We start from the raw sequence: 13,766 nt of genomic DNA, 5'->3' as shown, positions 1-13,766 counted from the left end.
ACATACTCGCTCCGGCGCGGGCACGCCGGAGCGGTAGGGCATTAACGTGGCAGGGCGGTACCCCATTGACGCCACTCTTTAGGCTCGCTTTCCTGCAACAGGAAATGTTTGCCTGGTTGCGCTTGTGGTGCCAGCGGGATCCCCGGCGGCGTGGCAAAGGCCACACCACCGCGAATAAACTGGTTAAAGGTACCGGTTTTCACCACGCCGCCGGTCAGGCCAAAGTCCAGCGAATAGCCGGAAGCCAGCCAGAAGACGGAATTATTTCGCACCAGGTGCTGATAACGTTTACTGATCCGCAAGCCAACCATTACTCGATCTGACAGGGAACCGAGCATCAGGCCTGTGACAGTACCCACTTCGATCCCACGGAACAGCACAGGCGTGCCAATATTCAGCGAACCGGCCTCCGGTGCTTCAACCACCACGTTCAAACCGTCCAGATAACGGGAGTCGGTGATTGTGGTTTCCTGGATTTCAAAATCGCGACGCGCCTCGCCGTGACCGGGTTCAACATTGATATAGGGCTGCAGGATCGTATCAAGATGCTCAACACCCGCCGCAGAGATTTGCGGTGTGACAACAGAAAAACGGGTGCCGCCACGGGCAAAAGTCTGTACATATTCAGGGTAAAGCACCCCGGTTGCCTGGACTTCGCTTCTGTCGGCAATGAGCTGGAGATTCGAAATCTGTCCGATATCAATGCCCAGATAGCGAATCGGCATACCCGTAGCCAGTTTCCCGGCATCATAGGTGTGCAGGGTTATCTGACTTCCCACGGCGCGTGCGGCGGTTTCTGAGGCGTAAAGGATACGTTTGTCACCTTTGCGTGCGCTGGCACTGGCGCCGCTGAGATTATCGAAACTGATGGCTCCTTTCAGAGCACGGGATAATGGCGACGCCTGCACCGTCAGGCCGCTACCGTTCAACTGTACTTTCGCCCCGCCTTCGGCCCAAAAAACGCTATTGCTGGTCAGCAGCGAACGATATTCCGGCTTGATATGTACCTCGATATCAAACGCATCGGCGCGGGGGCGCACGGTAATGATCTCGCCGACTTCAAATTTACGGTAGAGCACCACCGAGCCTGCCTGCACATCCGGCAGAGTATCTGCGGTGAGCGTCAGGGTGGTTGTCGGCAGGTCGCTCAGGCTGTTTTCCAGGGCTTTATCGAGATTAGCGAACAAGGGATAGCTGGACTTCATCTCGCCTTTGCTGCCGGGCAGAATACGAATACCGCCGCTGAGCCATTCGTTGGCGCTGGCGGCGAGAAACTCCACGCCATCCAGCCCCATCTTGACGTCAATACGACTGTTGACCACAAACTTGCTATCACCGTGCACCAGTTCGCGGTACTGCGGATCGATAGCCAGCGCAAACGAAACGCCTTTATTGGTTAAATTTCGCTCCAGCACCTGGCCGACTTGTACGCCATGTAAAATCAGCGGTTGTCCCGCGTCAATGCCATAGCTTTCCGGTGCGGTGAGCGTCAGGGTGATGACCCCGGGTTGCTGCAACAGATTTTTTGTCGCCGGAAGCACCACAAAGTGATTGCGAGGTTCACCTTCGCCAGGAACCAGCTCCAGCGTAGTGCCTGTCAGAAGCGAACTGACATTGGGGTTATCAAGTGAAATTTTGGGGCTGCGCATTTCGATACGCGTATTGTCGCGCAGTAAATTAACGACGCCCGGATCCACCGTCATTTCACCGGTCACTGCGCCACCAGGGTTGAGATTGAGTTTGGTTAACTGCCCCACCTGTAACCCCTGATACATCAGGGCAGTCGAGCCCGCTTTCAGCCCATCTCCGCCTGGGAGATCAAGCTTGATCAACACGCCGCGTTGGCTATGGGCGAGATCTTCGTAAAGACCGTACTCATCATCCTGGGCCGCTGGCTGTGATGAGTCCGGAGAGTCGAATGCAATCGCGCCATTAACCAGCGCGGCGAGGCTTTCAAGCTCGACTTTTGCGCCACTCAGGCTCACATCCGCTTTGACACCGGAAATATTCCAGAAGCGGCTGCCTTTTTTCACCAGATTGGTAAACCGTCGCTCTATCAGCACATCAATAGTGACGCCTTGTTTGTTGTTATTGATGGAGTAATCGTAAACGCGCCCGACCGGAATTTTTCGGAAATAGACCAGTGACCCGCTGTTAAGCGAGCCCAGATCCGGGGCATGAAGATGAATCATCAGTTCGCCATTATTCAGGCGATATTTAGGCTGCGTGTCGAGGGCGGTGAAATGCTCTTGCGGCTCCCCTTTACCGGGCATCATACCGATATAGTTACCCCCGACCAATGCATCCAGCCCGGAAACGCCCGCCAGCGAGGCTTTTGGCGTGACCAGCCAGAATTGCGTCTCACTGCGTAAGGCATCTTTCATATTGGCTTTGATGCTGGCGCGCACTTCGATTTTTTTCAGGTCATCGCTCAGGCGAATATCCTGAACGGTGCCCACTTCAACACCCTGATAACGAATCGGCGTTCTGCCTGCGACGATACCGTCGGCAGACATAAAATCGATGGTGATGGTATTACCGCGATCTTTATAGCTTCCCCAAACCAGCCAGCCTGCAATCAGCAGCGCAATGACCGGCAGCAGCCAGAAAGGTGAAATGCGGCGTTTTGTTTTTATACGCGCTTCAGTCGGCGAAGCGGGGGTTTCCTGACTCATGTGCATCCCAAAGTAAGCGGCTGTCCAGCCATTCCACAGCAAGAATAGTCAATATTACGGCTGCGCCGAAATAAAACGCAGCCGGTCCCATGGTAAAAGCAAGTAACTGGTCGCGGTTAATCAGTGACATTGTCAGTGAGATGACAAACAGATCGAGCATGGACCAACGCCCAATCCAGGTCACAAAGCGCAGAAGCAGGATGCGTGTACGTAACCCCTGTTCAAATTTGAAGTGGATGCTAAGAAGCAGTGTAAACAGCACGATAACTTTGGTAAACGGCACCAGAATACTGGCGATAAACACGACGCCTGCAACGGCAACATTACTGTTTGCCAGTGACATAATGCCGGACAAAATCGTGTCTTCCTGTCGTGCCCCATTGACGTAAACCACCGAGATGGGAAGAAGATTAGCCGGAAACAGAAAAATTAACGACGCGATAAGCGCAGCCCAGCATTTTTGTACGCTCTGACGGCGGCGATAGCGCAAAGGGATATGGCAACGCGGGCAGCGACCTCGCGGATCCGGGAAGCCGGTGAAGTGACATCCCAGGCAGATGCGCAACTTTTCATCAGGACGATTTGCCGGTCGTTGCGGGTAGAAACGCTCCCAGAGCTGCTCCACGTTCAAGTGAATCAGCGTCAGAATGCTTAAAATCACCAGAGCAACAAAAGCGATAAGGCCAACACCTGGTTGCAGAAAGGCATAGTCCTGCACTTTGATCGAGGCAACACCGATGCCCACCAGATAAATATCCAGCATGACCCATTCTTTTAGCTTTTCCAGCATCAGCAGAACCGGGCGGAGATTCATCCCCAGTATGTTACCGAACCATAAGTAGGCGATCGCGGCGACCAGCACCAGCGGGGCTCCCACGGTACAAAACAGTACCATCGCGGCCGTGAGCGGATCGCCCTGTGCGGTCATCTGCCAGATCCCCTGGAGCAGGTTAGCGTCGATGCGTGTTCCCAGCAGGTAGAAGTGCAGCAACGGCTCGCTCCATGCGAATGGCATGAGCAGTATCATCGTCACGGCCATTGCGGCCAGGCGGGTTAATGACCAGTCTCGACCGTCGCGAATTTTCGCATCACAACAGGGGCAGAATGCACTTTGGTGCGATTTCATGACCGGAAGGGCGAAAAGCGTATCGCATTGCGGACATCGCTGATAATGTGCGCGGGGCAAGGCGTCGCCGATGGCGTGGACGGCCATTTTTTTAGCAGGCGTTATCTGTCGGTTTTTCAGGGCCATTGCATGCATATGAATAAATCAGGAATAAATCTATCTTAACTCATGATGGGAACTTCTTGAGCATCAATGCATTTAATGCTTATTTTAATAGGCTAAACTGCATGACCGAAGTAAGACATAAAGTGATTGGATAATGAACAAAATAGAATTTTACGCGGATTTAAACCGTGATTTTCAGGCGTTAATGGCAGGTGAAACCAGTTTCTTAGCGACACTCGCTAACACCAGCGCGCTGCTTTTTGAGCGACTGAGCGACGTGAACTGGGCCGGTTTCTATCTCCTTGAAGGGGATACGCTGGTATTGGGGCCGTTCCAGGGCAAGATTGCCTGCGTGCGTATTCCGGTTGGACGCGGCGTTTGCGGTACTGCTGTGGCACAAAATAGCGTGCAACGCGTGGAAGATGTTCATCAGTTCTCCGGGCATATTGCCTGTGATGCTGCCAGTAATGCCGAAATCGTACTGCCCATTACACTGAATAATCAGATTATTGGCGTACTTGATATCGATAGCGTCGCGTTCTCGCGCTTTACTGCAGAGGATGAACAAGGGTTGCGTGAACTGGTTTCGCACCTGGAAAACACGCTTGTACAGACCGATTATAAAAAATTCTTTGCGAGCGTCGCAGGATAATCAACGGATAACGTAGCATTTACGGATAGCGTCATTATAATGACGCCTGTTCATGCCTGCGGCTTGTTGGCAACGTCCGTTGTAATCAGGAAATTTCATGGAAAATCAACCTAAGTTGAATAGCAGTAAAGAAGTTATCGCCTTTTTGTCCGAACGTTTTCCTCACTGTTTCAGTGCAGAAGGCGAAGCGCGTCCCCTGAAAATCGGTATTTTTCAGGATCTAGTAGCACGAGTTGAGGGCGAGATGAATCTCAGCAAAACTCAGCTTCGTTCCGCTTTACGTCTTTACACTTCAAGCTGGCGTTACCTGTACGGTATCAAAGCTGGTGCGACCCGTGTCGATCTCGACGGTAACCCGTGTGGCGTTCTGGATGAGCAACACGTTGAGCACGCCCGTAAACAGCTTGAAGAAGCCAAAGCTCGCGTTCAGGCGCAACGCGCTGAACAACAAGCGAAAAAACGCGAAGCCGCCATTGCAGCAGGTGAGACGGAAGAGGCTCCGCGTCGTGAGCGTAAACCTCGTCCGGCACCGCGCCGTAAGGAAAATAGCGAGCGTAAACCTCGTACTGACAAACCTGCCGCAAAACCCCAGCGTGCGCCACGAGAAGAACGTCATACGCCAGTTTCAGATTTATCTGCACTGACCGTAGGTCAAAACCTCAAGGTTAAAGCGGGTAATAATGCGATGGACGCCACCGTCCTGGAAATCACCAAAGATGGCGTTCGCGTACAGCTTACTTCGGGTATGTCGATGATTGTACGCGCAGAACATTTGATGTTCTGAAACGGAGGCCTGGCCTGGCATGAACACTTTGTTTAAGCGCACAGCGTTGGCTGGTCTGTTATTAGTAACAGGCCAGGTTTTCGCAGTGGAAGATATTACCCGAGCCGATCAAATTCCGGTGTTAAAGGAAGAGGCTCAGCACGCGACGGTGAGTGAACGCGTGACCTCGCGGTTTACCCGTTCTCACTACCGTCAATTCGATTTGGAGCAAGCCTTTTCGGCAAAGATCTTCGATCGTTACCTCAATTTGCTGGACTACAGCCATAACGTGCTTCTGGCCAGCGATGTTGCACAATTCGCGCAGAAAAAAACGCAGTTAGGTGATGAACTCCGCACCGGCAAACTCGATGTTTTCTACGATCTCTACAATCTCGCGCAAAAACGCCGTTTCGAACGCTACCAGTACGCACTGAAAGTGCTGGAGCGTCCGATGGATTTCTCTGGCAACGACACTTTCAACCTTGACCGCAGCAAAGCGCCATGGCCGAAGGATGAGTCTGAGCTTAATGCTCTGTGGGACGGCAAAGTCAAATATGACGAGTTGAGTCTCAAGCTCACTGGAAAAGATGACAAAGAGATCCGCGATACTCTGACGCGTCGTTATAAGTTTGCCATTCGTCGCCTGGTGCAAACCAACAGTGAAGATGTGTTCTCGCTGGCGATGACCTCGTTTGCCCGCGAAATTGATCCGCATACTAACTATCTGTCGCCACGCAATACGGAACAGTTCAACACTGAGATGAGCCTTTCTCTGGAAGGTATCGGTGCCGTTCTGCAAATGGATGACGACTACACGGTTATCAATTCGATGGTAGCGGGCGGTCCGGCATCGAAGAGCAAAGCCATCAGCGTGGGCGATCGTATCGTTGGCGTTGGTCAGACGGGCCAGAATATGGTCGATGTCATTGGCTGGCGTCTCGATGACGTAGTTGCGCTGATCAAAGGTCCGAAAGGCAGCAAAGTTCGCCTCGAAATTCTGCCTGCGGGTAAAGGAACGAAGACGCGGATTGTAACGCTGACGCGTGAACGTATTCGTCTTGAAGACCGTGCAGTGAAAATGTCGGTGAAAACGGTCGGCAAAGAAAAAGTTGGCGTACTGGATATTCCTGGCTTCTATGTGGGTCTGACGGATGACGTCAAGGTTCAGTTGCAGAAGCTTGAAAAACAGAACGTTAGCAGCGTTGTGATTGATCTGCGCACCAACGGTGGCGGAGCATTAACGGAAGCGGTTTCCCTTTCCGGTCTGTTTATTCCGTCAGGTCCTGTGGTTCAGGTTCGCGACAATAATGGCAAAGTCCGTGAAGACAGCGATACCGATGGCGTAGTCTATTATAAAGGCCCGCTGGTGGTGCTGGTTGACCGCTTCAGTGCCTCGGCATCTGAAATATTTGCTGCGGCGATGCAGGATTATGGCCGTGCGTTGATCGTGGGTGAGCCCACCTTCGGTAAAGGTACCGTTCAGCAGTATCGTTCGCTGAACCGTATTTACGACCAGATGTTGCGTCCGGAATGGCCTGCGCTGGGTTCAGTGCAGTACACGATCCAGAAGTTCTACCGCGTCAATGGCGGCAGTACACAGCGTAAAGGCGTTACACCGGACATCATCATGCCGACGGGGACGCAGGTGACGGAAACGGGCGAGAAGTTTGAAGATAACGCCCTGCCGTGGGATAGCATCAATGCGGCTAACTTTACGAAGTATGGCGATATGAAGCCGTTTGGTCCGCAGTTGCTGCAGGAACATGATGAGCGTATCGCGAAAGACCCGGAATTCCAGTACATCATGAAGGACATTGCTCGCTTCAATGCCCTGAAAGATAAAAAGAATATCGTGTCGCTAAACTATGCGCAGCGTGAAAAAGAGAACACCGAAGACGATGCTATTCGTCTCAGTCGCCTCAACGATCGCTTCAAACGTGAAGGCAAACCGCAGCTGAAGAAACTGGAAGATCTGCCGAAAGATTACCAGGAGCCGGATCCCTATCTGGATGAGACCGTCCATATCGCGCTGGACCTTGCCCATCTTGAAAAAGATTCCCCGGCGGCTGACCCCGCTCCCGCAAAATAACCCTCCAGCAGGCACAAGAAATTGTGCCTGTTTTTTTAACAAGCTCCACATGGCGTAAGCATTGTGCTACAAAATGTAAAGTTGTGTCTTTCTGGTCACTTACGGCTCTCTGATGCTTGAAAATAGCCGGATTAACCATACGATGTGGGTAATCGCATAGTGCGTTTTGTTAATTAGAGGTTAAAAGAAAATTATGATGCGTATCGCGCTCTTCCTGTTGACTAACCTTGCCGTCATGCTTGTCTTCGGCCTGGTGCTTAGCCTGACGGGCATTCAGTCGAGCAGCGTGCAGGGATTATTGATTATGGCGCTGCTGTTTGGTTTTGGCGGCTCTTTTGTTTCACTGCTGATGTCGAAATGGATGGCACTGAAGTCCGTAGGCGGTGAGGTTATTGAACAGCCGCGTAACGACATGGAACGTTGGCTGATGAATACCGTTGCTACTCAGGCTCGCCAGGCGGGTATCGCTATGCCGCAGGTGGCTATCTACCATGCGCCGGATATCAACGCATTTGCGACAGGTGCCCGCCGTGACGCATCGCTGGTTGCTGTCAGTACCGGGCTTTTGCAGAATATGAGCCGTGATGAAGCCGAAGCGGTTATTGCCCACGAAATTAGCCATATTGCAAACGGCGACATGGTCACGATGACCCTGATTCAGGGGGTGGTGAACACCTTCGTTATCTTCATCTCGCGTATTCTCGCGCAGATTGCATCAGGCTTTCTTAGCGGCAACCGTGATGATGGCGAAGAGAGCAACGGTAACCCGTTGATTTACTTTGCGGTAGCGACCGTGCTGGAGCTGGTCTTTGGTATTCTGGCCAGCATCATCACGATGTGGTTCTCGCGTCACCGTGAATTCCATGCCGATGCGGGTTCTGCAAAACTCGTTGGTCGTGAAAAAATGATTGCCGCTCTCCAGCGTCTGAAAACCAGCTACGAGCCGCAGGAAGCCAGCAGCATGATGGCATTTTGCATCAACGGTAAAGGCAAGTCGTTAAGCGAGCTGTTTATGACTCACCCGCCGCTGGACAAACGTATCGAAGCGCTGCGTAGCGGGGCTTATCTCAAATAAGGCGTAAGCCTGAAATGAAAAAGCGCGTCATATGACGCGCTTTTTTTATACCGTACGCGGCTGTGTGATCCGCAAGCCGCTGACAATAGCGGCGACGGTCGCCAGTATGCCTGCCAGCAGGAGTGATGTATGCGTCCCGCTCTTATCAAACACGTTGAAGAGTAACGCCACCAGTGCCGCCCCGGAACTCTGCCCTAAGAGGCGCGCGGTACCGAGCATACCGCTGGCGCCACCGCTACGTTGACGCGGCGCGGAACTAATAATCGTATGGTTATTGGGCGACTGGAACAGACCAAATCCCGCCCCACAAAGGGCCATTCGCCAGATAATATCCGCATCCGTAGGGGCTGTGGGCAGCATCGCAAGCGCAAACAAGCCGCACGCCATCATGGCCAGCCCAAGCGCGCCCAATAATCCGGCATGGACACGTTCAATCAGATAACCCGCTAACGGTGCCATCACCATGGTCGCTAACGGCCACGGGGTTAACAACAGACCGGTTTCCACTTCGCTGCGCCCAAGCACCGATTGCATAAAGAAGGGGAGGGAAACGAGAGCCAGCATTTGTGCGCAAAAAGAGCAGATTGATGTACAGATCGATAATGAGAACAGCGGGATACGCAACAGGTCGACGGGTAACAGAGGCACCGGCAAACGCAATTGCCGACGTACAAAGAAGGTGCCGATCACCAGCATGGCGGCGATTTCAGCGAGCACCAGTGTGGTGGATTGCCCCTGGGCGAAGCCACTCATCGCGGTTATCAGTAAACCAAACGTTAGCGCGTTCATCACTGCGCTTGGGAGATCGAATTTCGGCATTGCACTGCGTGAGCCATTGGCGGGCAAATAGCGCAGCGCCAGGACCAGCGAGAGTATGCCCAGTGGCACATTAATCAAAAACAGCCACTGCCAGGAGGCGACAGAGAGAATAGCCGCAGCAATCGTCGGGCCTGCCGCCGAGGAGACAGCAACCACGAATGAGTTGATTCCCATCCCGCGTCCCAGTTGACGCTGGGGGTAAATCAGGCGAATTAATGCAGTATTCACGCTCATTAGCGCCGCGCCACCAAAACCTTGCGCGACACGAGCAAGCGTCAGCGTGAGTAATGAATCTGACAGCGCGCATAACAGGGACGTCAGCGTAAAAAGCACCAGCCCGCACTGGTAGACGCGACGGTAGCCGAACATATCACCGAGGAAGGACAACGTCAGCAGGGAGATGACAATCGCTATCTGATAGGCGTTAACGACCCATATTGAGCTGGCTGGTGAGGCGTGCAGATCCCGCGCAATTGTAGGCAGAGCAACGTTCGCAATAGCGCCGTCGAGTACGGCCATGGTAATGCCAATAACAATTGTTAAAATTGCCCCGTAGCGTTGTGGGACCGGTAAGCCGTCTGGTGTGGATTTATTCATGGGAAAAGCTGGGTTTTGCTTGTTCAATGATTTGTATAATGATTCTATCACCCGCATTTCGGTTTTATATCGCAGATTTGTAACGAAGTGACCAAACTCGGATTGCGACGGGCAGGCGAGAAATTTATAATAAAAAACTATTCTGATTTTTATAAAACACGGGCGATGAGGTGACTAATGGCTATTGCAGATTTGGATAAACAGCCAGACTCTGTGTCTTCTGTACTGAAGGTATTTGGCATTCTGCAGGCGCTTGGCGAAGAACGTGAGATCGGGATCACCGAACTTTCGCAGCGCGTCATGATGTCAAAAAGCACCGTATATCGCTTTTTGCAGACGATGAAATCACTGGGCTATGTTGCTCAGGAAGGGGAGTCAGAGAAATACTCTCTCACCCTTAAACTGTTCGAACTCGGTGCACGGGCGCTGCAAAACGTAGACCTGATCCGCAGTGCCGACATTCAGATGCGTGAACTCTCTCGCCTGACCAAAGAGACTATCCACCTGGGCGCGCTGGATGAAGACAGCATTGTCTACATCCATAAAATCGACTCTATGTATAACCTGCGCATGTATTCACGCATTGGTCGCCGCAACCCGCTGTATAGCACCGCGATTGGTAAAGTATTGCTGGCGTGGCGTGACAAGGAAGAGGTTGTGCAGATCCTTGAAGGCGTAGAGTACAAACGCAGTACCGAGCGCACAATTACCAGTACCGAGGATTTATTACCGATGCTCGATATCGTCCGCCAGCAGGGTTATGGTGAAGATAATGAAGAGCAGGAAGAAGGGTTACGTTGTATCGGTGTGCCAGTCTTTGACCGTTTCGGCGTCGTCATTGCCGGGCTGAGTATCTCCTTCCCGACGCTGCGTTTCTCCGAGGAACGCCTGCATGAGTATGTCAGTATGCTCCACCATGCTGCGCGTAAGATTTCTGAACAGATGGGTTATAACGATTACCCGTTCTGAGTGTGAAAACGCCGCCTTGATGGCGGCGTTTGTTTATCCATTATCGACAACGGTTTCGCTTTTGCGCAGTACCGGACATTGCGTGAGCCCGATAATTCCGCTGCTTGAGTGAACATATTGTGCTGTGCTGACGCCCCGGGCCGTCAGATATTTACACTGTAATCCCAGACCTGCGGCATTTTCATGGCTGCCAATCAGCACGCCATATCCACTTAGCAAAATACCAACCCAGACCAGTGCCACGACAATAATTGCCCGAATAAGAGTGCGCATTTTCATTCCTTGCGTTTGGATACTGTTTTCAGGCTACCGTTTTGGCGGTATACCGCACACCCGAGCATTCCTAAAAACTCCGATTAGAGATACAGTTAGTCGCGGTTTAAGGAACTAATGCTAACCTGGTAACATAGAGTGGAGTATCGGAGAGTGGAGTGAAAAAGTTTAGATGGCTAATACTGATCGCCGTACTGGTGGTCTGCCTGTTGCTCTGGACTCAAATGCTAAATGTGATGTGCGACCAGGATGTTCAGTTTTTCAGCGGCATTTGCGTCATCAATAAATATATCCCCTGGTAGGGGCTTTTTTGTCGTTAATGATGTCCTTCTGTCTTGCCAGTGGTAAAATGTACCTCTTTGGTTGAGGTGGTAAAATGAACGAATTAATGAATTCAGGCGCGCTTAATATCGCGTCTTTTGTCGTTTCGGTGGTGGTGTTGCTGGTTGGGCTGGTGCTGTGGTTCTTTATCAATCGTGCAAGCTCGCGGACGAATGAGCAAATCGAATTGCTCGAAGCAGTGTTAGATCAGCAAAAGCGTCAGACCGCATTGTTGCGTCGTTTGTGCGAATCGAACGAACCGGAAAAAGAAGTCGCTGCTCCGGCACCGGTTGTTGAGGAAGAAGGCAAAGACGACGAATTTATTCGTCTGGTTGCCGAGCGTTAATTCCGTAGGGTGAGGGGCTGTATGGCGCGTAAAAATCTCTGGTTTAATGCCGCACTTCCTCATCATCGTCCCGACGGATTTACTAATCTCACGCCAGGTGGTCATGCGCCTGGCGATGTAAAGCGTTGGCGGCAAGAGCGCAAAGCCGCAGGATTACCCCGTCCCCCCGCAGAGGGCTATGCCAGTTTTACTGCCCAGTGGTGGCAGCATGCAGAAATTCAGGGCGACGATGACAGGGTCTGGTGGTTAGGCCACTCGTCAATTCTGTTGCGCCTGATGGGACAGTATATTTTGACCGATCCGGTATTCTCAGATCGGGCATCGCCACTACGTTTTGCCGGACCGCAGCGACGAACACCGCCTGCACTGACCATTTCCAAACTCCCTTCGCTCGACACTATCGTTATCTCGCACAATCACTATGATCACCTTGATGTCAGAACGATGCGCGCGCTTATCCAACGTTTTCCACATGTGACGGTTTTTGTCCCCCTCGGGCTGGGAAACTGGTGCCGTCGTTTGGGGGCGAGCAATGTGACGGAACTGGACTGGTGGCAAAGCGTGGTATTCCAGGGGCTTGTGTATACGGCTGTGCCAGCTCAGCACTGGAGCATGCGCACCCCCTGGGATCGCAATAACGCCTTATGGTGTGGTTGGGTTGTGGAAAATAGTGCACATCGTTTCTGGTTTCCGGGAGACACGGGTTACTGCGAGGCGTTATTGACTATTCCCCAACGGTTAGGGCCGCTCAGCCTGGCAGCGCTCCCTATTGGTGCATACGCTCCTCGTTGGTTCATGGCCTACAACCATATGGATCCGCAACAGGCGGTAACGTTATGGCAGCAGTTGGGCAAACCGCTAACATTTCCTATTCACTGGGGTGTTTTTGAACTGGCGGATGAATCACTGGATGAGCCGCTGCGCGAGTTGCATAACGCATTAAGCGAAACGGCAGATGACATTACGAACTTCATGACGCTGAAAATTGGTCAGTCTTTTTCTTTGCAAAATACGGACGAGTAGCACTGGTACTAATTTATTATTTAGAAGAAGTTAAATATTTTTTATTTTTATCGAAACGTTTTTATTGCCTTTTAATGAGGCACTGTCATCAGACTTTCATTATTTTGGTGCATACTCCTGCTTAATTGCACAACAAATATTCGATGGTAAACCAACACATTTGATTAGTTACAAGAGGGGCGCATTTCAGACCTTCCTGATTAGCGAAAATTGGCATAGGTATGCGTTAATGCTGTTACTGATATAAGGTATGCCGGAATATTTTTATCCCCCCACGTGGACGAATGGAACTCATTGAGCTATGGTAAAAAAGATGGGTTATCAAACGGAGCCAGAAGGCGGGCTGCCTGTCGTTACGAGGTTATCTTGTATGCATAAATGTGCATCGGTTGTATTGATAACCTTAGAATTTGTGCGACGGATCCAGGCCTTTTTAAAAATGGCTTGCCATAATTTACGTTGTGTGTGATAACACGTTTTGGGTCAAACGAGGTACAGTTCTGTTTATGTGTGGCATTTTCAGTAAAGAAGTCCTGAGTAAACACGTTATCGTTGAATACCGCTTCTCTGCCGAACCTTATATTAGTGCCTCAAGCAGTAATGTCTCAGTTTTATCTCAGTTAATGCCTACGGGCGAAGTATATACATTAAGGAATATTGCAAATGGCAAAGATTAAAGGTCAAGTTAAGTGGTTCAACGAGTCCAAAGGTTTTGGTTTCATTACTCCTGCTGATGGCAGCAAAGATGTGTTCGTACACTTCTCTGCAATCCAGGGTAACGGCTTCAAAACTCTGGCCGAAGGCCAGAACGTTGAGTTTGAAATTCAGGACGGCCAGAAAGGCCCGGCAGCTGTTAACGTAACTGCTATCTAATTTCAAAACCACTGGTACTTGAGACGCCACTGGCGTATCAATGTCAGCGAAAAGCCTCGC

Annotated in this window: 13 protein-coding genes and 1 pseudogene; 10 read left to right on the top strand and 4 right to left on the bottom strand. The window is 51.4% G+C overall.

Annotated elements, in window-relative coordinates:
• Positions 1-41 precede the first annotated feature (41 nt).
• Complete coding sequence (locus tag C5523_RS16550; protein ID WP_155525409.1) at positions 42-2,675, bottom strand: PqiB family protein; 2,634 nt, start codon at positions 2,673-2,675, stop codon at positions 42-44.
• A complete protein-coding gene (gene yebS / locus C5523_RS16545; protein WP_039078784.1) occupies positions 2,644-3,927 on the bottom strand; it encodes a membrane integrity lipid transport subunit YebS in 1,284 nt (427 codons plus the stop codon). The genes C5523_RS16550 and yebS overlap by 32 nt, the downstream gene beginning before the upstream one ends.
• Before the next feature lie 133 nt (positions 3,928-4,060).
• Between yebS and C5523_RS16540 the strand changes: the two genes are divergently transcribed.
• From C5523_RS16540 to htpX, 4 genes are all read left to right on the top strand, one after another.
• The gene (locus C5523_RS16540; RefSeq protein ID WP_039078753.1) at positions 4,061-4,558 is read left to right on the top strand and encodes a GAF domain-containing protein; all 498 of its coding nucleotides are present in this window, start codon (positions 4,061-4,063) and stop codon (positions 4,556-4,558) included.
• Between the two features lie 97 nt (positions 4,559-4,655).
• Positions 4,656-5,342, top strand: coding sequence for an RNA chaperone ProQ (gene proQ / locus C5523_RS16535; protein WP_039078754.1), 687 nt, complete (start codon positions 4,656-4,658; stop codon positions 5,340-5,342).
• A gap of 19 nt (positions 5,343-5,361) precedes the next feature.
• Entirely contained in the window at positions 5,362-7,410 is a 2,049-nt protein-coding gene (gene prc / locus C5523_RS16530) for a carboxy terminal-processing peptidase (protein ID WP_108701546.1), read from the top strand.
• Positions 7,411-7,603: 193 nt separating this feature from the next.
• On the top strand, positions 7,604-8,485 hold the full coding sequence (gene htpX / locus C5523_RS16525) for a protease HtpX (protein ID WP_039079541.1): 882 nt from the start codon (positions 7,604-7,606) through the stop codon (positions 8,483-8,485).
• Positions 8,486-8,530: 45 nt separating this feature from the next.
• Here the strand turns inward: htpX and C5523_RS16520 are convergent, their stop codons facing one another.
• Complete coding sequence (locus tag C5523_RS16520; RefSeq protein WP_039079540.1) at positions 8,531-9,901, bottom strand: MFS transporter; 1,371 nt, start codon at positions 9,899-9,901, stop codon at positions 8,531-8,533.
• 177 nt (positions 9,902-10,078) lie between these two features.
• Here C5523_RS16520 and kdgR point away from each other — a divergent pair, with 177 nt between their 5' ends.
• A complete protein-coding gene (gene kdgR / locus C5523_RS16515) occupies positions 10,079-10,870 on the top strand; it encodes a DNA-binding transcriptional regulator KdgR (RefSeq protein WP_039079539.1) in 792 nt (263 codons plus the stop codon).
• Between the two features lie 33 nt (positions 10,871-10,903).
• Here kdgR and C5523_RS16510 read toward each other — a convergent pair whose 3' ends face one another.
• The gene (locus C5523_RS16510; RefSeq protein ID WP_039079538.1) at positions 10,904-11,143 is read right to left on the bottom strand and encodes a YobH family protein; all 240 of its coding nucleotides are present in this window, start codon (positions 11,141-11,143) and stop codon (positions 10,904-10,906) included.
• A gap of 158 nt (positions 11,144-11,301) precedes the next feature.
• On the opposite strand from C5523_RS16510, the gene mgrB reads away from it, so the two are divergent.
• From mgrB to cspE, 5 genes and pseudogenes are all read left to right on the top strand, one after another.
• Positions 11,302-11,445 carry a PhoP/PhoQ regulator MgrB gene (gene mgrB / locus C5523_RS16505; protein ID WP_072039749.1) on the top strand — a complete coding sequence of 48 codons (144 nt, stop codon included), beginning with the start codon at positions 11,302-11,304 and terminating at the stop codon, positions 11,443-11,445.
• Between the two features lie 74 nt (positions 11,446-11,519).
• Positions 11,520-11,810 (top strand): YebO family protein, encoded by a 291-nt coding sequence (locus C5523_RS16500; RefSeq protein ID WP_039079537.1) that lies wholly within the window; start codon positions 11,520-11,522, stop codon positions 11,808-11,810.
• 21 nt (positions 11,811-11,831) lie between these two features.
• Complete coding sequence (locus C5523_RS16495; RefSeq protein ID WP_108701545.1) at positions 11,832-12,833, top strand: MBL fold metallo-hydrolase; 1,002 nt, start codon at positions 11,832-11,834, stop codon at positions 12,831-12,833.
• Positions 12,834-13,339: 506 nt separating this feature from the next.
• Positions 13,340-13,484: pseudogene (locus C5523_RS16485) on the top strand (DUF2627 domain-containing protein).
• A gap of 12 nt (positions 13,485-13,496) precedes the next feature.
• Positions 13,497-13,706 carry a transcription antiterminator/RNA stability regulator CspE gene (cspE, locus tag C5523_RS16480; RefSeq protein WP_001062678.1) on the top strand — a complete coding sequence of 70 codons (210 nt, stop codon included), beginning with the start codon at positions 13,497-13,499 and terminating at the stop codon, positions 13,704-13,706.
• The last annotated feature ends 60 nt before the right edge of the window (positions 13,707-13,766 follow it).

It is taken from the genome of Phytobacter sp. SCO41, from assembly GCF_003073275.1.
GTDB lineage: Bacteria > Pseudomonadota > Gammaproteobacteria > Enterobacterales > Enterobacteriaceae > Phytobacter > Phytobacter diazotrophicus.
This window is presented reverse-complemented; position numbering and strand designations above follow the sequence as displayed.